This window comes from Bacillus cereus group sp. MG1 (assembly GCF_040460035.1).
GTDB classification, from domain to species: domain Bacteria; phylum Bacillota; class Bacilli; order Bacillales; family Bacillaceae_G; genus Bacillus_A; species Bacillus_A cereus.
In genome coordinates this window covers 258,892-280,913 of the sequence record NZ_JARVGY010000004.1, presented here as the reverse complement: position 1 = coordinate 280,913, position 22,022 = coordinate 258,892, and the positions used below count along the sequence as shown (strand labels likewise).

Here is a 22,022-nt window from a genome sequence, read left to right as displayed (position 1 = left end):
TTTTAATATGAATAACTTATTCGATTTTTTTGATATGGAAAAACAAATAGAGGAAACAACAGTACCAGTGAAAAAAGCTGCTTCAGAGCAAGCCACTGCTAAAAAAGTAGAGAAAAAGGAAAAAGCAAAAGATAAGACAAAGAATAGTAAGAAAGCTAAGGCTGCAAAAGCTACAGATTGTCTAGATAAAATCAATACAACAACGGTTGTTCGTCACGTGGTATTTGGAGATATATCGTTAGTAGATTGGTTTACAGAGGAAGAAATTACACATGGAATCGCTGTTCAAAATGGAGATTCTACAGATGTAAGGAAAATAGAAGCAGAGGACATTCGCGTAAAATTAGAGCAACGTTATCCCTCATTTGTTAAAGGCTTAACTGTCATTAAATTTGATGAGGATACAAATGCACTACTTCCGATTTTAACTGTCGGCGCAAAAGGAGCAAGTACTGTAGAGGGACAATCCATTTCAGATTGTCCTTTTTCTTTTTTAAGTACTTGGCGTGATCACTTTTTACCTGGGGATTTCATTCCGAGGACCCTATTAATGGACTTTATTATTATTGCACAGGCCATTTCTCGTAAATGTGATTGCGAATTGCATGCTGATATCTATTTCAATAAAGAGCGTGGTTATTTTATGGACTTTCCACGACAGCAGGTAGCAACTGAAATTGTAATCCCAGAAACGAATATAGAGATGCAGTCTATCGCTATGAAGGTTATGGAGATACACAGTCATCATTGTTTCTCTGCTGAACCAAGTGATTTAGATGATCAAAGTGAACGGGCTCCTATTCTTTATGCAATTATCGGCAGAATAGAAGCTGTTTTCCCTGAACTGCGTGTACGCACTTGTCTAGATGGGGAATTTTATTCTATTAACCCTAACTTTATATTTGCAGGAGAATATGCAGCGAAAGGGATAAGCCAAAATTACGATTTAAGTAGGATTACACTTTTAAAATAAATATACAAGGGGGCGTAAAAGAGACATATTTTAATGTCTCTTTCTTTATTATGACAACATTAAAAACAATTCACATTTCAATGTTTACAAAGATAAAAAATTACATGTTAGTTCTTAAACAAAATGAACGTGTTTTAGAGGAACCAATTCATGATTATAAACTATTTCAATTTATGTGCCAGTTAGAGATGAATAACATACATAAAGTATTAGAAGGACACGGAAAAGATACCCATATTGATATAAACATGCATCAAGAATATATAGATACGCTTGTTGTGCAGTTGAATTTACTTCAATATGTTTTAGACATTGTACAAGAGGAAGGAGTCGTCCATGCTGCATCGATACTATTGAAGCATTCATTTGACTTGTATACCGTGCATCGGATTACAAATTTATCGATTCCATTTCTACGAAATTTAGAGAATACACTATCAAAAGAAAAATAGGGGGCTATAAAAATGAGTATTGTTATTGATATTGCAGAAGGAAAGAAGATTGTACCGCATATTGTATTAGTAGGTGCTGGAGGAAATGGTGGATTAATTTTACAGCATATTGCTCAAATGATGAGTATTTTCCAATTAAACGGTGAAATAGTAGTTGCCGATCCAGATATCATAGAAACTAAAGTGCGCCCATAAGGGCCTTGTAAACTCTGATTTAGTAAATCAGCGGGTGAAGTGAAACAAGATAACAACCCGACACCGGTAGCCTTATCCGTAATCGAAAGTGAGCGGGGAGTGTAGCATGGCTGCAACGGGATAAGTCACTCTAATGTCATGAGTGCGACTGAATTTCTAGGTGTACCGTGGTAAACAAGGTTGAATGCTAAACTGCGTGAAGGATAAATCAAGGGGTCTTATCGACGACCATATCGAAATAGACATTGAAACGATATGTCTCTAGTTCAGCTCATCTATTTTTTGTGGAGAGAGGTGTGTTTCACACTAGAGAACCAACTAAAGTACATTAGTAAAGATTGAAAGTCCCAACCGACATTACTACAAACTATTTACAAGGTACTAAATGGGGATTACCTAAGTGGAAGCGCCATTTATGGCTATAGAGGATGATTTCAAGGTAAAAACCAAGAAATGTGGCTCTTGAATATTCCATATGGTAACGGAGCCTTCGTAGTAGTCAGAGATAGGGAAAGCCTATCACACTAACGTATGACAAATTACGTTAGGTCATGGTTGTGAAATCAGGATGGCGAAGGAAGGTAGTCAATTAGTTCATGATGATAATAAACAGGAAGGAAGCGAGATGCTGATGAGAAATCCAGTTTATGTATTGAACACCTTGTCGAAGAATACTATTAAAGAAAACTATAAGTTCAAAAGATTATATAGAAATCTTTATAATCCAGAATTCTACTATAAAGGTTATCAAGAAATATATGCCAATCCAGGTAATATGACCAGAGGAACCATAAATAAAACTGTTGATGGCTTCTCAAAAAATAGAGTATCTAAAATCATCAACAACATTAAAAATGGTAACTATAAACCTACTCCTGTTAAGCGAGTATATATTGATAAAAAAGGGAGTAAGAAAAAACGTCCTCTTGGGGTACCGACATTTGACGATAAACTTGTCCAATTAGTAATAAAGTATATCTTAGAAGCAATTTATGAACCAAACTTCTCTGAGAACTCACATGGATTCAGGAAAAATAGGGGTTGTCATACAGCTTTGAAACAAATTAAAAAGAGTGGTAATGGAACTAAATGGTTTATTGAAGGTGATATTCAAGGTTTCTTTGACAATATCGACCACCATATCCTAATTAACCTACTAAGAAAACGTATCAATGACGAAACACTCATCGGATTAATATGGAAGTTCCTAAGAGCTGGGTACATGGAGGATTGGCAATTCCACAAAACATTCAGTGGAACACCACAAGGAGGGATTCTCAGTCCTCTTCTTGCCAACATATATCTAAACGAACTAGATATATACATGGAAAAATACGCTGAAAAGTTCGGAAAAGGTCAACCAAAAGACAGAGAAGTTGATAAAAGATATCAATACTTACACCTCAAAATAAAAAGAGGGCGTAAGAAAGCAGACTTACTAAGAGAACAAGGTAAACACAATGAAGCTCAGGAATTAATCGAGCAAGTCAACGAATGGGTTAAGGAAAGGGGACAACGTCCCTACTACAATCCAATGTCGGATAAATTTAAGTCACTAAAATATGTTAGATATGCTGATGACTTTATTGTAATGATAATCGGCAGTAAAGATGATGCCAAAGCCATTAAATCTGATATAGCTCAATTTCTCAATGAAGAATTAAAATTAACTTTATCAGAAGAAAAAACACTTATCACCCACTCTAGCAAGAAAGCAACATTTCTTGGGTACAACGTCAATATCACTAGAAACGAGTTATTTACCAAATACTCGGTGAAAGGTGCAAAAAGAAGACATCACAATCTAAAAGTAAGACTTGAAATCCCCCATGAAACATGGCGAAATAAATTACTTGCCCTGAATGTTTTAGAAATGAAGTATGTGAATGGGAAAGAAACTTGGAAACCAAAGCATAGACCGGAAATGGCACACCTAGATGATTTGGAAATACTACATAATTATGTATTACAGATCAGAGGGATGTACAACTACTACAAATATGCAGTTAATTCAACGGTACTCCAAAAATTCAGTTACGTTCTAGAATACAGCATGTATAAAACATTCGCCAATAAATATAAAAGCTCAATCGGAAAAATTAAGGGGAAATATTGCAAAAACGGTGTATTCATAGTCAATTACAAAGATAAAAAAGGCAAACAACACTCTCATTCTTTCTACAGGGAAGGATTTAGAACGGTTGATATAACTAAGATGAAAACACAAGAAAATAACATCGACAACTTGTTAGCCTCAAGAGTTCATATGTCAACAACTAGTCTTATGGATAGGTTGTCAGCCAACAAATGTGAACATTGTGGTAAAACCGATTCTAACTTAGTAATGCACCATGTCCGAAAAATGAAAGATGTTGAGAAAGGCAAAGCCAAATGGCAAAAATTAATGATTGCCCGTAGACGCAAAACATTAGCCGTATGTGAGGATTGCCATAATGAAATTCACTATGATATGAGAGTAGAACTTATAGCGAAAAACAGAAAAAAATAACTTTGACAAGCAATTGATGGAGAGCCGTATACTCTGAGAGGAGTACGTACGGTTCGGTGAGGGGTTTTGAGAAACCTATCATAGCAATATGACAAGGCGCTCGCTTCCTACTCTACAACCTTGGAAATCAACTCTTTATTCGACCTGATGTTGGTAAATACAAAGCAGAGGTACTGGCTCTTCGATATAAAGCGGGCTATAACGTTCCTATCTCTTCCTATACGTCACAATACATAGAAGACATAGAAACAATGCAACAGTTGTTTGGCAATAAATATGATTTATTAAAGAAACAACATAAAGACGACTACTTGTATCTGCCAATTGTGATTGGAGCAGTAGATAATATGTTTTCTCGTGAAGTCTTCCATCAATTCTTCCATCAATCGGATAATCTTATTTACATCGATGTAGGGAATACAGCTGTAACAGTTCCTAATAATTGGAGAGAAGTAGATAAAAGGCATTGGACACCTCAACAAATGGCCGATTATAAAAGCAGTGGTTATAACGGTCAAGCAGTATGTGGGATTAAACTGAATGGTGAGGTCATTCTTTCTCCGATTGGCGACTTATTTCCAGATGCTTTTACAAAAAAAGAGACAGCACCAAGTCAATTAAGTTGTTCCGAATTAGCTGCTTCAGAACCACAGCGTGTTATTACAAATAAGTTCGCTGCCATGACTGTTGCACAATTCATTAACGAACTCTTTGATGAAGGTACCGTATCAAATCACTATATCATTTTTCAAGCTCAAAAGGCGTTTATGAAAGCTGCACCAATTGGTGAGTAATGATATAGGAGGGGACAAAGTGAGAGTGTATCAATTAGATTCCACTCAATTACAATGTACATTAACACCAACAAACATGTGTGATGGTGTTCTACAATACTACCAATATAAACAGTATACCGTTGTATCTGTACTGGATTTATCAAAGCATGATTCCGAAATGATACCATTGCTTCTGGCTTGTCTAGCAGAGGCTCTGATTCATTTCTATCCGGATTCTTTTTTAGCTAAGGATAAATCTGATCTCTTATATTGGTGTAGAAAGAACTTCAAAGGATTTCATAGTATTTCTGATGATGGATTCTTGCGAGACTTCAAGCAGGTATACGAATGTTATCAAGCATTGCAAAACGTTGGAAAACAAGAAAACAATAAAAAAAAATATATATAATAGCAGGGAGAAGAGAAACGCATGTATAATATACTTAAACGTCAATTTAATTACATTATCCGAGGGGTGATTCGGATTAACGAAGAGGTACAAAGGGAATTGGACCTATTGGTGCAAAAGATTCGTGAAACTGTATCTTCTGTCCAAAAAATCATCCTTTTTGGCTCTCATGCATATGGCACACCAAATGAAGACAGTGATTTTGATCTCTGTATTGTTGTGGAAGGTGTAGGAGAAAGAAAAAGGGAAGTCATTAATCGTATCAATTGGGGGATTTACGATGTAATGGAAACGCCAGTTGATATTTTAGTGTATGGGCCAGAAGAGTTTCAAGAACGTGCTAGCCGTACTGTAACTATGGAACATAAGATTGCACTAGAAGGGACGGTCCTATATGAGAAATATTGAGGATCTAAAAGAGTGGGTATTCATAGCAAAATCCGATTTAGATTCTGCTATTTACTTATCTGATATGAAACCTTTCCCCACTGCAATTATTTGTTATCATAGTCAACAATGTGTGGAGAAACTCCTAAAAGGATTTCTTGCACTAAACGGTAGACCAGTCCCTAAAACTCATAACCTTTTAATGCTGCATAAATTTTGTTGTAGATTAGATGAGGAGTTCTCATTGATTTTAGAACAATGCGTGCAGCTGAATGGTTATGCTACAGACATTCGTTATCCTTATTTTGAAGCCCTTACTGTGCAAGATGGGTTAATAGCTATACAACATGCTCAAAAAGTAATTCGTTTTTATAAAGAGACCTTAAACAAGCTAAATATAAATGAAATCGTAATCGATTAAATATAGAGGAAATACATAAAAGAGAGTGCCTTTAAGGGACTCTCTTTTTCTATCTCAAAAAAAGGAGGAATGCCCCATACATAAAAAATAGAATCTTATTTTTCTATGGGGATAAAAATAAAATGATGGATATATATAAAGAAATTAAAGAGGAAATGAAAAAAGTCTATTTATCTCGCGATTGTTGTTTTGTAGGTTACAGCGGGGGAAAAGATAGTTCTGCTATGTTGACATTGCTATGGGATGCGATTTCCGAGCTGTCGCTAGAAGATCGTACAAAACCTATTCATGTATTAACTTCCGAGGTTGGGGTAGAAACACCTGTTATGACTGCTTATATCTCACGTACATTAAAGAAAATCCAAAAGAGTGCGGATAAGCAAAACCTTCCGTTTATAGTACACAGTGTGAGACCATTAATGAAAGATTCATATTGGTATAAACTACTAGGTAGAGGTGTTCTTCCACCAACAGGAAATAGTAGACTACGATGGTGTACTGATTCCCTTAAAGTTAAACCCATGCAACGTAAGATGAAGGAAATACTAATAGATTCCCAAACTAAAAAAGTAGTAGACTGCTTTGAAGAGTATGATGGAGTCCTTGCGTTGGCCGTTCGTAACGAAGAAAGCGCACGTAGAAGACATAGTATTCAAAAATATGCAGTAAGTAATGAATCTTTATTTTCACGTCACAATGACATGAAAAATATACTCTGCTTTAATCCAGTCAAATTCTTAACCGGTGATGAAGTATGGATGTTGCTTTTAGATAGAGGGATACTGCCTTTTGGTGTGGACGTTGAAGAAATGAGTATACAATACGGACAAGCTATGTTTGAATGCGGCATAAAAACAGGCGGAAAACAACAAGGAAATGCTTGTGGAGCTGCAAATTCGCGTAGTGGCTGTTGGACTTGCCTTATGATGAATGGTGAGGATAAAATGCTAACCCAACTAATAAGCGAAGGATATACAGATTATGCTTATCTACAATCATGGAAAAGCTTCTTACGCTCCATTAGAAACGATATTCGTTATCGGAATGTAATGAATAGGCGAAGTCTGCAAACACTCCTTAAAAACGAAAATAAAGGGGATTCGGACTTGTTTTCAATTCAAAATCATGCTGAATATGATTATATTATGTTTGATCGCACAGAAAAAGGAGACTATGCACCAGGAGGGCTTACGGTAGAAGGTAGAAGAATGCTTTTAGAGTATCTACTTTTTACACAACAAAAGATGAATACAAATCTTATTTCTGAAGAAGAAATTGAGGCAGTGCTGCAAGCCTGGTATGAAACGGATGGAATTAGAGTATACCGAGATGAATTGGAACCTATACACCACGCATATCTAGGTGAATTGGTGTTCAAACCCGATTGTACAATAAATGAGGAAAAAACAACGTCTCCATTTCCCGTATTTTTTGTAGAAATAGATATTCATCTAGGGAAGCAGGAACTATTTCGTTGGATTAAAGAGCGGCAAAGAATTACACAACAAAGCTTTTTCTTCTTTCCTTCAAATTATTCAAATGAAGTTGCAAAGTTAACATGGAACAAGCTAACCTTTGTTGTATCTAGAGTAGATGTAACAGAAGCAAGAGACGCTGAACGAATTGTTCGTCATTGGTTAGGAATGGATATGTACCATGGAAAGAAGAACGAACAACATAAACAAATGCTAATTCAGCTATTAATTCAATCCATGAAGAATGAACAATTGTTTAAAGAAGATGAAAAAGCTAGTACGAAGCTTTTGTATGCTGCAGAGTTTACAAATAGACTGTCTAGATTAATAGAAACAGAGGAAATACTATCCGAAGAGACAAACCATCTCTTTGCAAAAGTACTTAAGGAATTAGGAAACGAGGCATTTCTAATAGATTAATAAATATTAGAAAAATAAATTAATAAAAGACGTGTTCTATAAATAGAATACGTCTTTTTATTTTAGTGTGATTAATACATTCAAGGTAAGCTCATTTTTGATATATTATGTGTTATGTATTGTATTAGGAATCTTTTTCTTGATTCTCATTTTCAATATTTTTTAATGCTACATGTTTGGATTTATTTTTGAAATCTAAATAACTAATATAAGAGAGTAGTTCCTCTTCGAATAATAGAATATCTTCGCATTTTCCGTACAATTTATGAGCCAACTGTGTAACAACTGCTTTTTCATGTTCCACGTTATCTAAAACCTGATGATTAAACAAGTAATCTGTACTAACCAAAAAATAGATTGCAATTTTTTTTACCATATCAAAGTTTGGCTCTTTATTTCCTAACTCCCAGGAAGATATTGCACTTCCTGTTACCCCTAACTCGATACCTAATTTGTGTAGACTAATTCCTTTTAATGTTCTTAAATTCCTAAGGTTCTGCCCAAAAATATTTCCTTTCAATCAAATCAACCTTTCAAATTTTTAATTGACAATTAGTATAGAGTTGAAATAAAGTTACTATATTTTAAAAAAAGTATTCATCAAACTTTATTCTAAGTCTACTTACAGGTCACTGTAAATATTGATAATATCTTTTTAAAGATATTTTAGTTTTGAACCCCATCCTACTTACCAAATCTTTTTCAGTTACTCCTTGCTTAATAAGACGGAGAATAAAAGTGTTCCTCATCTGCTGCGCAGAAATACGCCTTTTTAGTCCCGCTCGTTTCACTTCAAGTCGTATCATCTTTTGTATAGCAACTTCAGACAAAGCTTTTGGCATATCCTTTTCGTATACCCAACGATACGTACCTCGATTAAAATCAAATGCCACAAATAGAGGATTATCTGTGTGTTGTCTAGGTCTTACTGGTTCCGGAATAGTCTTGTAATATTTATAAAGCTGCTGCGTATCTTCCATAGTTAAAAAGACAGACCTAGTTGCTCCATTCTCCCCAGGTACCATTAAGATATTTCTAGCAAACTTTATATGGCTCATATTAAGCGATACAAGCTCATGCAAGGACAACCCATAGTTTACTACTAAATTTATAATACAAACGTTTCTATCCATAATAAGAGGGCGATATTTAGCTTGTCTTTCCGTTAAGCCCTTCGTTGATAGAACAGTTTGTTTTAAAAGCTTTTCTTCCATTTCAGTAATAAAATCATTATCATTTAGTGATTGATCCGGAATTAAAGAGAAATTAATACCATCCAATGGACTAACTATACCTAAAAACATGTGTACCTTCTTCAAAACCACCCATATTCTGTGTCTTGTTTTCTGAGAATATTTACGCTTGTCTTCTAACTCAGAGAAATACGTCTGATAGTCCGCTTCAGAAAGTTCACGCCATGATTTGATATGTAGAAGTTTCTCATTTTCTCTTAGCCACTTATAAAAATCTTTAATATCGTAAGCATAACGTTTAATCGTGGATTGTTTTCGTCCTTTTTCTGTTAAATAAGCAGAAAAGGCTGCTAATGTTTCTTCTAAATTAATGTTTTTGCTCATTATAATCACCTAATTTCTTAGGAATTATTATAACAGAAAATAAGTGAAAGACCTGCTACCGCCCTTTGCTACGCACGGTTGCTGCCATCTCCAAAACGCAAACGGACAAACAACCCTTTGCGTTTTGGAGATGTTGATTATTATCTATAAAGTAAAATAAACAGGGTTATCATAATACTCCAAAAAGGAACTACAAAAACTAATCCCCAAAATATTCCTTTGAAAAATCTAATCTCGTTATAGGTATCTATATCTAAGTAAGTCGTATCTTTAAGTACAGTCATGTTTAATCCTCCAAATATGAATTGTTTACTAAAATGAAAAAAGGACAAACCTCGCCCTGGTAGGGATACGTAGGTTTGTCCTTTAGTATGTGGGTAATGATATGTTTATTTTCCATTATTATAACGTAATTTACAAATATTTTCAATTTGGTCAGACATCTTATTAACAATCATACTAGCTGTATTAAAAATCTATTATAAATATATATCTTATATATTAAAAAGAAATAAAGATAAAACTATTATAGGTATCAAAAATAGGGGAAAGATCTACTCCCACAAGGGAAAATTTGATGTTAGAACGTAAAAAATCATAAATAGTAGAAAATGTATACGGAAATTCAATGATTATTAGACTATCAATTCTACAAAAAAGCATAAAGAGAATTATATATTTCTACATGAAATCGGAAAGAAATTGATACAAATCACTTTATATTTATCCAACTATGGAAATAGGCTTTATTTTCTTTATTTTGTTAAATACAGCAGTATCTAGCGTTCAATTACCCACATTTTATCCAGATTAAGCTTCTAATTGTTAACATTACTCAGTATATACACATAACTCACATTATTATTGATGATTTTTATTAGATAAATACAACGACACTAGTAGTTACAATGATATCAGGAAAATATTATTCACATTCAAGTATATTTTTCCTCATATCCACTATTTTTATTATTTTTCTTCTGATTTTTTGTAGGTATTATGAGATAGGTTTTACTACTTTAAAAGAATACTCCCTAGCACTATGTGGAGAGTTCTATAATGCTAGAAGAGAATTTGTATAGAAGTGCATAAAAAAAGACCTCATTTTACATGAAGTCCTTCTGATTTTGTATTTATAAATAGAGTAGTAGAAAAGGAGTATGAATGAAACAACTACGAATAGCCCTCTAATTTCGATTTTTTCAAAAATAGAGAGCTCGTTACTATTATTTTGTTTCCATTGCGTGTAGCACCTGATCTGGAGCTGTTATTGTTACATCGGCACGTACTAAACGTTCGAAGGTACGCATAAACTCTAGTAAATTAAACTGCTTTGGTAGCTCAATAACGCGAAGTTTTTCTTGTGGCAGCTTATCAATTGCCTCGATAAACCATTCACGAACATCACTTGGAATCGTGCGTTCTTTATGGCCACGAACTTTTAGTTTTTCACGCATTTCAATTTCTAAAGCGATATATGCATGGAGATTCACTCCCTGATCATATGCATATTTTCTAAATAACGTTTCTTCCTGGTATTTTAGATAATTACGGTGATAAGACTCTTCCGTCACTGGTACCGCAAACTTCTGCTTCAGTAGTGCATGCACATTCTTAAACATCTTCTTAATGTTGTGAAGAGAGTACATAGAATAATGTAAACCGAAATTAAAGACAGCTTGCTCACGGTCACTATTTCTCTCTTTTGGTATATGCTGCGCAATAAGAGGGTAGATACCTTCTTTTGCTGCTGTATCGAGAATTTGATATTGAGATGTTTGATGCAATAATTTCTTCAATGTATATACAATTTTCGTTGGATATCCTTCTTTTCGATCAACCATGTCACGTAGTCCGCGAATGACACTGCGAATTTGACGGTGACAAGTATGCTTTAAGACATGAATGAATTTATTCATGTCTGCAGACAGTTCACCGATATTCATCTCTTGTAGGACTGCTTCGATAAATTTCGCTTTTCGAGCATAGGTAGCTTTTGGTGTAAATGGATCCCTATGTTGTTCTTCTCCAGCTTCTTTCGAACATAAGAAGTCTGAATGGATAGACAGATATAATGTCGTATATCGTTTTGTATGCTTTACACCTTTTTGCATTTTACAAATTTTGAATAGGGGATTCCCTGTACATGGTAATGCAGTTGTTAATTCCTCGATAACCGCACGGATTTGATGCGGATATTTTTTATGTAAGAAACAATACATCCCACCGAAGTGAGTTTTGTTTCCTCTTTCATCCTGCTTATCCAAAGAACGCTTTAATGTTGTTTCCGTATGTTGTTGCATCGCAATGTCTAAGAATAGTTTCTTAGCTGCTACAGATAGTTTAAAGAAAGCCTTTGTAAATACAACAGGACTAATATATACGTATGGATTTGCTTTTTCTGTTTCCTCGTTTATAAAATGAGTCAGTTTGATTGTATATCGGCCATCTAAGCCATTTTCAATAGATATAATGTTATGTAAGCTTAACTTTTTCAAAGCGATATAGAATTGAGAATGCTGAATGTATGCAAGCTCTTCTTTATATTGCTTGTAATCTTCCCACATCATATGTATTGTTACATTTGGAATGACACCATTTGTATAGCATTTTTTATGTAAGTACAAGAATACTTCAAGATCTGCATTCGTAATACCGTATAATTTATGTTTTCTTCCGGTTTTTTCTGCAATTGCAGACATTGCGCGACGTGAAAAAGATGGCTTGGCTTTTTCGACAAAGCCTTCTACGTCAGCAATACGTTCTTCGTATGTCATGTGCTGCAGAATATCTTCTAAATATGTATCTTTATAGCTGTAGTATTTCTCCTCAAATGTTTCCACAAACTTTTGCCAAGATTTGAGTGTTACTAGCACAGCATTGGTTGTTTCCCCATTTAAGCTACGTTGATTTCGTATTACAAATGATTTCCCCATCTTTTTCACCTCCGTTCTGCAAATTCAGAAATATATGCCAAAAGACTATAAAATATTCCAATTTTGATTATATCAAAACGAATTTTGTAAAAACGTGCCCTTTAAGAGAGTTTTTAAAAAGAGGAAACACACGCTAACCCCTTGAGCCACAAGGCCTCAAAAAAAAGTTACAAAAAATTTTATGTGCAACTTTTGTGAAAATGTGTTTCCTGTTTCGGTGCTAGAGGAAACATGGAAATCACAATAAACCTTGATTTAATCATATTTTTTACTCATTGTTCTTTAGTTACGCGCACGACTTGAGAAAAATGTTTCCTGTTTTCCGTTTTTTTACGCGCGCGACTTGGGAAAAAAATAGAGTTTATTTATGTTTTGAAAAAACGAAGATACTATAGAACTATTGGTATAAAAGGTTTTTTGGCATGTTTATAAAAAAGTTACGCGCACGACTTGGGAAAAGTGTTTCTTGTTTTGTGTTTTAAGAAGGAATATGTTTCCAAAAAGTAGTGTATTTTGTTGCAGGTGTTTCCTCTTTTTTCGTTATACGCGTAACTTGGGAAAAGTGTTTCCTCTGAAAAAGAAGAAACAATACAAATTGAATCTGAAAAATTAGCAAGGTATGATTAAATATACAGGAGAAAATATTAAGAGAAATTTTTTTAAAACATTTATAAGGGGAATTGAGAATGGATCAAAGAATAGAAGAAGTTAATTATAAACTAATAGACAATGGTATATTTTTCAGTGTGAATAAGACTCAACTTGCACGACACTTTCTAAATAATGTTCTTGAAATCGATGTATGTAATCTAAACAAAGAAGAAGTTACTAAAATAATTTGTGAGAAATATGGTTATAAATTAAAACAGTTACCAGATGAAGAAGAAATCTATCTATTTGTAGCTCATAACATAATGGGAATTAAAGAGGATAAAGAGCCTTATGAATGTTTTAACCATGAGGTTTTTCTTGTAATGAAGGATTTAAGAAAAATTAATTTTATGATCCAAGAATATGAATCAAAACAGCAAGTTAAAGATATTGATAGATATGAAAAGAAAAAGTATCAATACTTAGCTGAAAAGCTTTATAAGGCGAAAGATGTGATATGTGAATATATGACAGGAGAAATCAATTCATGTATATATAAAGAAGTAAAAGATTGGAGTAAACCAAATGGATTTCCTAGCTCCGGTAGTTTTAATCAAATGTTACCGAGTCGATATGCTTTTAGAGGTAGGGAAGAAGAATATGAAATGTCAGTTTTTGATGGATTGAATTATAAATTTGAATTTATTACGTTACAAGAGCGAAATGAATTGAAACTTCTACACAGTAATAATAAAGATGAATTTAATGAACGTGTGGATAGATATATAATTACACATGAAATTGACAATAAAATATTATCTCTTATAGAGGAAAATCATGTACTTAATAAGAGAGGAATGCTTAAACAAGCAATAGAAATTTATAAAGAAGATATGATGGAATTATTCTGCCAGATTATACCTCTTCAAATTGAGGGGATAATATATGATTATTGTATTGAGTTAGGGGTTTCTTCAGCAAATATAGAACGTACCTCTTTGGATAGAAAAATAGAAGAGATAGTAAAAAAAGATAGACGGTTCAAATGTCATGAATATTTTAAGTATGATTTTATTGAGTTAAGAAATACAGCAGCGCATGGAAGGTTGCACGAGAATGTTAATTTCAAAGATACTGCAAATATGTTAATTTTAGATTTAATGTATTTATGTGATGCTTTAAATAATTCTAATGCGCTAGTGGTTAACAGAATGAGAAGCCTTATAAAGAGGTTTGAAGAAAACTTTAATAATGATTATGTACCTATAGACGGGATAGTATACTCGTTTATAGCAAAATACAGAGATAAGTCCCTTCCATCTATTTATGAGAAGGAAAATGTAATACAAGAAATAAAAAAATATGCTATGAGCGATAATTTTTTGAGATATATACATATTCACATAATGCATCCTTCGTTGGTATCAGAATTATCACCGGAACAGAAACAAGAAATAAAAAAAATTATAGTTTATTTAATGCGTTCAAAAGAAATTAAAGAGCGATGTGTAAATTTATTGAAATTATTAGCAGATAATTCAAAAGAAGAATTAGTACATAAATAAGTATGCGCACCATATTAGGTGAATAGGAGGAGAATATGGATCAGTTAAAACAATTGTTTCAAAGTACATTATTAGTGGCATACCCACTATTTCAAAATATAGAAAATAACGAACGAATCTTTAATAAATGGAGAGGACTTTGTACGTTAATTAATAGCGATGTTAGTTATTTAGAGGATCCTATGTACACATCTGTCTCCTTTAAAAAATTTGCAAATTGGATATCGTATAAGGAATCCCAAGGTGTTGGTATTATGGAAATTGTTGCTCAAATAGAAGGATACCGACCAGAAGTATTTGAATTACTTGCTAATGATATAGAAAAAGAATTTGAAATTCTTTTAGTGAAACAAAAACAAGAAAAAAAACATACAGAGGAGCAGCAGAGCTTCATCGAACATAGTAGTGCTGGTTTTATGTACCATTTAACAGACACAATTGCAAAAAATAATTTTACAGAAGATAAGGAATTGAATGCCCATATTGCTGAGCTACCAGATAAGAGTAATAGCCTTGTTGTGGTATCTTCACGTTTTAATGATGGTGATATGAAATTAAGAGGCGCAGGGGAGTTAAATAGATGGAATACATTAGTTGATTCTACTTTTGTTGATCGTGTAATGGATGATTTAACTGCTGATTGCTTGGATATTGTAACAGAAATATGGGTGAAGTCAGCAAGCACGGAAAGTAGTCCAGTACATATAGGTTACGAAGAAATATTAGAAATGTGTAGTATGAAGCAGGTGAGAAATGGTAAGTCCTATTATCGTAAAGAGGACCGTTTAAAGATTATGGAGCGTTTAGCTGCACTGGCAAGTATTTTTATATATGTAAACGAAGATAATGAAATAGTTATACTAAATGATGATGAGAATCCAAATGAGTCACTTGCTTATAAAAAGCAACGAGTACGAAGACTATTCGTAATGGATGAAATAGTATTTGCTAAAGATATTGATACCGATGAAATGTTAGGTATTGAAAGTATGAATGTTGCACCTGGAACATTTTTATCTAAGTATTTATATGGATCAGAAAAATTGACTGGTTTGTTATCGAAAAAGGCCCTTGAATACAACAGTAAACAACAGCGATATCATAAAAGATTGACTAGGTATTTAAGTTGGAGATGGCGAATTCAGCAAGCTTATCAGCATTTAGTACACCCTTATTCAATCGGTGGTCCAAAAGGTCTTATAAGTGTTATGGGTGTAAGCATGAATCAAAATCCTGCCAGAATAAGAAGTGTATTCGAAAAGACACTTGATGACTTAATGCGTGATGAAGTCATCAAGGAATGGCAATACCAAACACCGATTGATGAGGGGAAATGTTCTGGGCGTAACTGGCTTGAGAATTATTGGTTAAACCTTAAAGTAACGGTTACACCTACTGATGAGTTAGTATCGTTACAGCAAGAGCTTTTACAAAAGAAAAAAATAACTCCTAAGAATAAATTGATGGAAACAGTGGTAAAAGATCCAGTAATAGAAGTACAGGATATGGAGATAGAAGAAATTCAAACATCTCAATTAGAACAGCAACAGGTAAATAGGGATATTAATTGGTATCAGCAGAAGATTCTCCAATATAAAGAAGAAAATAAGTGTAGTTTAAGAGATATGGCAAAAGAAATAGAGATATCACCATCTAATCTTTCAAAATTGTTAATAGGCAAAAGAAAAAGATTAAGCGAAGAAACACATAATAAGTTAGATAAATGGATTGAGCGTCAAGAGGTAGTTAATCTGCTGTAAATTATGGTTAAATATAAATCAAAAAAAGCTGTTGGAAACAAACGAAAAGTGTATGTTTCCAATAGCTTTTTTTGATTATACAGTTACACGGATTAAAAATAGTATCTTTATTAAAATCATAATGCATTTATAAATTCGTCAAATATAATTTTCACCTCTTTCTTAACAGAATCAAACACCTGTTATAAAGTTGTTAAAAAAATGCAAGGTTTATTCAACAATTGGGCGAGAGAATATGGGAGTTACATACCTTTTAAGTAGATTCTGATCTACCTGTTTAAAACTAAAAGTTTCGAGTAAAGATATGGTTAGTTGTTGTGTAAATAAATGGATATTTAAATACAAATGAATATATATTTTATATTTGATAAACAAATTAATTTAATTAGTATTTTCCTTAATAATAGAATCAATTGTACTTTGTTTTATTACCCCTGATTTTTCTGATTTAAGATGACAAAAATTTTTCAAAGAAAAATTAATATTCTCCAATGCTTTTATCAAATCAGATATTTTACTTGATTCCTTACTAAACAATTCTTCTAAAAAATTTTTTTTAAAAGGCATCCAAATTAAAAAGACAGACATAAAAATTAAAAAACCTAACATTAATAGATACTGAATAGCTTCTGCTGATGTCTTAATTTCATGATTATAAACCCAGCTATTGAAAGCTGACCATACTGGAATCGTAAACAAGAAAAATAAAGAACCATAGCTAGACAAAAGTTTTAATACATTTAATTTCTCGGTTTCTTCTTTTTTTTCCTTTAACACCTGTATTAAAAATTGTAATGACTCTTCATTGAATTTAGGATCATTATTTAAAAGTTCTTTCTTAAATAAATATGATTGAACAATTAAACAAATAAAAACTTGCCATTGTTTGCTTTTAAACGAGATATTATATTTATTAACAGAAATCAAAATAGCTGGTTTTACTACAACATAATGCATACATACCAAAAACAAAATCATATAAACAAAAAAGAAAATCATATAAATATAGAAAGAATCAAATTCAATATCATGTTCGACAAAGATGTTTAAAGAAATAATAACTAAAGCGGCTATTGAAATAAAAGTAGCAACCAAAAAAATAATATTTTTTAAAACATACTTATAAACTAAATTCCATTTACTTAACTTTTTCGAATAAAAATTAAATAACTCCAATTCAAAATCAAACATATAATTCTCCTTACTATTAATAATTATACCTTTTAATAACATTATCACCAGTTCTACTATCGATGTAAAAAATATAGCAATTACCATACCCACTTAAAAAACAATTTAATATACAAGACCTTTTGAATTTTTACGCTGTTCAAATTCAAAAATAACCATCGGAAATCTATGAAATATTAAACCTATTTTGAGGATAAATTATTCGAACTGAATACATATTAATGTTATATTAGAATAACATAATAAAAATAACATAAAATAATAAATTCATGTACAAAACTATAAATTAAAAAAATTGATAGGATATATTTCTAAAACATATAAAGCACCTAATTAATCTGTTACCTAAATTCTTTAGGGGACAGGTGGTTTGATTTTTCTTGAATTCGCACACAATTTTAGGAATGGATGTATACTAGTACCATCTTTCGCACAGTTTTGTTTGGTTTTTTGTTATCTTTTGTGAGTAGAAAACTTCACTTTTTAAATGACCAAAGCAGCTTGCTATAAAGGCATTATCATGGCAATTTCCTCTCCGGAATATACTGATAATTATGTCGTTTTCTTTGGCATACGCTTGAAACTTCTTGCTGTATAAATACTTCCTTGATTCGATTGTAGAAGGACATTTTTACTTTTGCCCTCTTATTGCTTGTTTTGATGTCTTCACTGCTAATGCCAGTGTTTATAATTGCTTGATGACTTAACTAATAATTTCACGATTAAAGGTATCCATAATCGTTGATAACTAAAAGGTTACGCTCACCAAATAATAGATTAGACATATCCGTAAACTATGTTTCATTTTGTATGGATGAATCGAATTGACATTCCAATCGATGAGGGTCTATCCCTGGTTCCACACCATTGATGTATTTCTTTTTTTGGCACACTTTTGAAAGAATATAATTTTGTCTCATAAGTCTTAATACTTTTTATGATTCACAAAGCCGAAGAGTAGGAGTCACTCTTCGATATTCATATCGTAATTTATGCCTAAGACAGATGTCCTAGATTTTCTTTTTTACCTTATCTATAAAATATTTTGTTCGTTATAACCACCGATAAATGTGGAACAGGGTAATTCTAATACGTTACACAATTCTTTTACAGTTATTTTTATGTTTAAACAGTTCCATAAAGTAACAACAAATTCCGGTTTCAACTCCTTTTAATTTCCAGATAATTTCCGTATATAAGTAATTTTGTTTTTAAGTGTTTATTTTCTAAGCGTATTTGTTCCAATTCATTTAATTCTTTTGGCACTTTTCTATAAGAATATTGTTTTCCTACAGGGCGACTAAAACAATACGTTTCACCTTCACGATGCCACTTCATCCAAGTTTTAATCTGTGCTTAATTTTTAACTTCTAATTGATCCATAATTTCTTTGTTTGTGTACCTTTGTTTTTTCAGCTCGATTGTTTTCCAGATAATTTCTTCTAGATAAGATTTTCTCATTCCCATACGAGGTGTTTTTTCATGTATCTCTATTCGGCTTCACTCATATCAAATACTTAAGTTTTTTTAAAATTCCCGTAGTCTTTTTATATTATATATCTAAAAAATTATATGATATTTATCCATTAATATTTTTTATGTAAGAAAATAATAGGGTATTTAAAATTCTGTAAATTATAATTTATAGAATTTTGGAGTGGTTAATATAGATTTGTATACAAATTAGATACTATTTATTCATTTTTAAATATGAAACTGATATTATCAAGTTTTTTACGCTTATTTGGTATCTTTTTTAGATACTAGTGTTATAATGGATAACAAGGAGGGAATTAAATGAAAAAAATAGTGGGTGAAAACATTAGGATATACTTAGAGGCGACAGGACGAACTCATCAATGGGTTATGGATAAAGGCGGAATTCCAAAGGCGACTTTTTATAAGCTATTAAAAGGAGAGGGCGATTTAACAAAAGGAATAGAAAAAATAAACGAATTGTTTGGAATAAAAGATGATTTTTATTTCTATAATTCAGAATTTAAACCACCATTAAAATTAGAAGATAAATTAAAAAGATCTGATATACGAAATTTTGCAGCTGCAAATTATGTAGCCGTTGAGGGCGAAGAAACAGAATTCAAAAATACTTTAGATACTTTAGACGATTTCATAAGAATGATTGAACTATTAAAGCCTTATAATAATTTAAATAGAAATGATTTTATATAATATTTTTTATCTAATACTTAACATTAAATATAGCCTATAAATTTTTGGAGTATACAACGTTGAATTTTATCTACAAAGGGATGTGAAGAAGAATGATAAATAGCACTAATATCAGGGAAGTTATAGAGCAGAATCAAAAAATACTTCCTTCAATATTGGTAAACGTAGAAAGTACAATTGAAAAGGGAATTCATTTTAAATATAAAACTATAGAAAGTATACGTAATTATTTAATGCAGAAAACAGAAGTACTACTTTTCCCGAGCAAATCTTTATCTTATGGGGGAATGGTGTTATATCGAAATGGCTCTTTTTATATAAACATAAATACTTTACAACCGAAAACATATGAGAATTTTGTTTGGGCACATGAATACTATCATTTTGAATTTGAAAAGGATCGAATCAAAAATGCGGATGATGTAACTTTTGTGAATAATCCAGTCCTAAATGAAAATGAGCGTAGAGCAAATCTTTTTGCTGCAGAGTTGTTAATAAATGATGATGTATTAAAAACTTTATTTCAAGAAATAAAATTAAATTACGTTAATGATTCTTTGGAGAAGAATGTAATTAGGTTAATTCCAGCTTTTGAATTGCCTTATAAAACTATGGTAATTAAATTAGCACAAGAAAACCTGATTAGTATGGAAGATGCAGAGAGAATTATTGATCATGATTACCGCCATAATTTACCACAAGATTTTGATCTTTCAATTTTAGAACCTACAAAAGCAATTAAGATTGATGGATTAAATAAATTACTTGAATCAGAATCCGTTCAAGAAAATATGCTTGAATCAGATTTTGAAAGTATTCAAAATCTAGCAAATCAGCATTTCAAACAACTGGAGGCTATTCGAATGGAAATTTAAGGAGGAACAAATAAATGGACCAAGTAACCAATACACCAGAGACGAACCAAGATTCAAAATGCAATGGAATAGAACCTTATTTACAAGATGGTAGGAAAAATGATAGGGTTACACACTATTATATATTGGATAATAATGTCCTATCAGATTTAGCAAAGTTGGCAAGAGAAGAGCAAAGTTCCTTCAAGGAGTTAATGACATGTTACAAAGGAACAGTATTTATAGTACCGGAAATGGTAATGGAAGAGGCTATTAGGAATTTACCTGGACAACAGTGGGTTGATGAGAAATATTTGAACTTTTATCAGGTAATGAGTGAATTACATATTCCCATTTATCTTGAATCTGTTGAGCATAATTATCAGATTTTTGCAGAGGGTTATGGTAGTAAGGAGGAAGCCTTCCTTCAGTATAAAGAGATAGCCCTAAATTCAATAAGTAATATTGCTATTCAAGGTGAACTAAGAGAGGCAAAATCATGTAAGGATATTGAAAAAGCTTATTCGCAGTCCTTGAAAGATGCTGGCGAACGATTTATTTTTCTTTATGCGCATGCGATGTTACAAGATAAAGTAAATAAGATTTCTATTTTGAGTAATGAGATAAAAGGTGTCTACAATGTTTGGAAAGCAAATATGAGAAAAGGTGAATTATTGGAACTTGTCAGAGTTACTAGTCATGAGGAATATTGTGAAAAACTGCGACCTGTATCATATAATTGTATTCTAGTGAATTCCTTGAAAAAGAATCCAACATTAACTAGTGAACAGAAAAAGTCATTATTACAAATTATGAGGGACAGTAAGATAATTGGTAGAAATGTTTATTATTCTCAGAAATCATGCAATTTAGTAGATACTAGGGCAGATATGAACAATGAGGAATTTATAAACTTTATTGAAAAACATGATGATTATAAATTAGCGTTTTAAATTATGCAAGTTTTGAAGTGTTCTATACTTTTGTATGGGACATTTTTTGGTTTATCTATTTTAAATAGAAGAATCTTACTTCGAAAATAAGAATGGTTCCGTTTTAAACTATGTATTTGGGGAAGATAGGGTGACCTATATTGCTCATGTTCGTGAAAATAAAAATTGAGTATAAACTGCGGAAGTGCTCTTATTAAAATTAGTTAAATTACTACAAGCTTTATTTTTAAATAAAAATATTCTTAAAAAATGACTTAACTAAAGTAATGGTTAGGTCTTTTTCGTATGCTTATTTTATAAATAAATAAGGTTTAATTGAGATTAGAGTGAAGATTAATATAAAGTTTTGGTTTTATAAAGTAGAGTAGATAATATATAAGTAGAAGGT

The 22,022-nt window shown here is 32.1% G+C and carries 17 protein-coding genes and 3 pseudogenes; 14 read left to right on the top strand and 6 right to left on the bottom strand.

Features of this window, described 5'->3' with window-relative positions; genetic code table 11:
- Positions 1–7 precede the first annotated feature (7 nt).
- The 9 genes and pseudogenes from QCI79_RS32870 to QCI79_RS32830 all read left to right on the top strand — a co-directional run bounded on the left by QCI79_RS32870 (position 8) and on the right by QCI79_RS32830 (position 8,017).
- Complete coding sequence (locus tag QCI79_RS32870; RefSeq protein ID WP_001061019.1) at positions 8–973, top strand: hypothetical protein; 966 nt, start codon at positions 8–10, stop codon at positions 971–973.
- Positions 974–1,023: 50 nt separating this feature from the next.
- On the top strand, positions 1,024–1,425 hold the full coding sequence (locus QCI79_RS32865) for a hypothetical protein (protein WP_000209412.1): 402 nt from the start codon (positions 1,024–1,026) through the stop codon (positions 1,423–1,425).
- Between the two features lie 12 nt (positions 1,426–1,437).
- Positions 1,438–1,608 (top strand): annotated as a pseudogene (locus tag QCI79_RS32860) (ThiF family adenylyltransferase); the annotation flags it as partial.
- A gap of 643 nt (positions 1,609–2,251) precedes the next feature.
- Positions 2,252–4,129, top strand: coding sequence for a reverse transcriptase domain-containing protein (locus QCI79_RS32855; RefSeq protein WP_031310562.1), 1,878 nt, complete (start codon positions 2,252–2,254; stop codon positions 4,127–4,129).
- Between the two features lie 116 nt (positions 4,130–4,245).
- Positions 4,246–4,923 (top strand): annotated as a pseudogene (locus tag QCI79_RS32850) (ubiquitin-activating E1 family protein); the annotation flags it as partial.
- Positions 4,924–4,942: 19 nt separating this feature from the next.
- The gene (locus tag QCI79_RS32845) at positions 4,943–5,314 is read left to right on the top strand and encodes a hypothetical protein (RefSeq protein ID WP_001267121.1); all 372 of its coding nucleotides are present in this window, start codon (positions 4,943–4,945) and stop codon (positions 5,312–5,314) included.
- Between the two features lie 21 nt (positions 5,315–5,335).
- Positions 5,336–5,722, top strand: a complete 387-nt coding sequence (locus tag QCI79_RS32840; protein WP_000282361.1) for a nucleotidyltransferase domain-containing protein — start codon at positions 5,336–5,338, stop codon at positions 5,720–5,722.
- On the top strand, positions 5,709–6,122 hold the full coding sequence (locus QCI79_RS32835) for a HEPN domain-containing protein (protein ID WP_001244154.1): 414 nt from the start codon (positions 5,709–5,711) through the stop codon (positions 6,120–6,122). Before QCI79_RS32840 ends, QCI79_RS32835 begins: the two co-directional genes overlap by 14 nt.
- Before the next feature lie 122 nt (positions 6,123–6,244).
- Positions 6,245–8,017 carry an adenine nucleotide alpha hydrolase family protein gene (locus QCI79_RS32830; protein ID WP_000968739.1) on the top strand — a complete coding sequence of 591 codons (1,773 nt, stop codon included), beginning with the start codon at positions 6,245–6,247 and terminating at the stop codon, positions 8,015–8,017.
- Positions 8,018–8,141: 124 nt separating this feature from the next.
- Here QCI79_RS32830 and QCI79_RS32825 read toward each other — a convergent pair whose 3' ends face one another.
- From QCI79_RS32825 to QCI79_RS32810, 4 genes are all read right to left on the bottom strand, one after another.
- Positions 8,142–8,537 (bottom strand): helix-turn-helix domain-containing protein, encoded by a 396-nt coding sequence (locus QCI79_RS32825; protein ID WP_000677976.1) that lies wholly within the window; start codon positions 8,535–8,537, stop codon positions 8,142–8,144.
- A gap of 109 nt (positions 8,538–8,646) precedes the next feature.
- Positions 8,647–9,594: a tyrosine-type recombinase/integrase gene (locus tag QCI79_RS32820; RefSeq protein ID WP_000041871.1), complete on the bottom strand. Its 948-nt coding sequence runs from the start codon at positions 9,592–9,594 to the stop codon at positions 8,647–8,649.
- Positions 9,595–9,734: 140 nt separating this feature from the next.
- Positions 9,735–9,878, bottom strand: coding sequence for a hypothetical protein (locus QCI79_RS32815; protein ID WP_000217299.1), 144 nt, complete (start codon positions 9,876–9,878; stop codon positions 9,735–9,737).
- 942 nt (positions 9,879–10,820) lie between these two features.
- Positions 10,821–12,530 (bottom strand): hypothetical protein, encoded by a 1,710-nt coding sequence (locus tag QCI79_RS32810; RefSeq protein WP_000520262.1) that lies wholly within the window; start codon positions 12,528–12,530, stop codon positions 10,821–10,823.
- Between the two features lie 686 nt (positions 12,531–13,216).
- Here QCI79_RS32810 and QCI79_RS32805 point away from each other — a divergent pair.
- The gene (locus QCI79_RS32805) at positions 13,217–14,686 is read left to right on the top strand and encodes a hypothetical protein (protein ID WP_000372779.1); all 1,470 of its coding nucleotides are present in this window, start codon (positions 13,217–13,219) and stop codon (positions 14,684–14,686) included.
- Positions 14,687–14,721: 35 nt separating this feature from the next.
- Positions 14,722–16,446, top strand: a complete 1,725-nt coding sequence (locus QCI79_RS32800; protein WP_000372481.1) for a helix-turn-helix domain-containing protein — start codon at positions 14,722–14,724, stop codon at positions 16,444–16,446.
- 381 nt (positions 16,447–16,827) lie between these two features.
- Here QCI79_RS32800 and QCI79_RS32795 read toward each other — a convergent pair whose 3' ends face one another.
- The gene (locus tag QCI79_RS32795) at positions 16,828–17,637 is read right to left on the bottom strand and encodes a hypothetical protein (protein ID WP_000459233.1); all 810 of its coding nucleotides are present in this window, start codon (positions 17,635–17,637) and stop codon (positions 16,828–16,830) included.
- 401 nt (positions 17,638–18,038) lie between these two features.
- A pseudogene (locus tag QCI79_RS32790) lies at positions 18,039–19,104 on the bottom strand (IS3 family transposase); the annotation flags it as partial.
- Between the two features lie 330 nt (positions 19,105–19,434).
- On the opposite strand from QCI79_RS32790, the gene QCI79_RS32785 reads away from it, so the two are divergent.
- The 3 genes from QCI79_RS32785 to QCI79_RS32775 all read left to right on the top strand — a co-directional run bounded on the left by QCI79_RS32785 (position 19,435) and on the right by QCI79_RS32775 (position 21,634).
- Positions 19,435–19,827, top strand: coding sequence for a hypothetical protein (locus QCI79_RS32785; protein WP_000724860.1), 393 nt, complete (start codon positions 19,435–19,437; stop codon positions 19,825–19,827).
- 92 nt (positions 19,828–19,919) lie between these two features.
- A complete protein-coding gene (locus tag QCI79_RS32780) occupies positions 19,920–20,702 on the top strand; it encodes an ImmA/IrrE family metallo-endopeptidase (RefSeq protein WP_000610947.1) in 783 nt (260 codons plus the stop codon).
- Between the two features lie 14 nt (positions 20,703–20,716).
- A complete protein-coding gene (locus QCI79_RS32775; protein ID WP_000373088.1) occupies positions 20,717–21,634 on the top strand; it encodes a hypothetical protein in 918 nt (305 codons plus the stop codon).
- Positions 21,635–22,022: the final 388 nt, after the last annotated feature.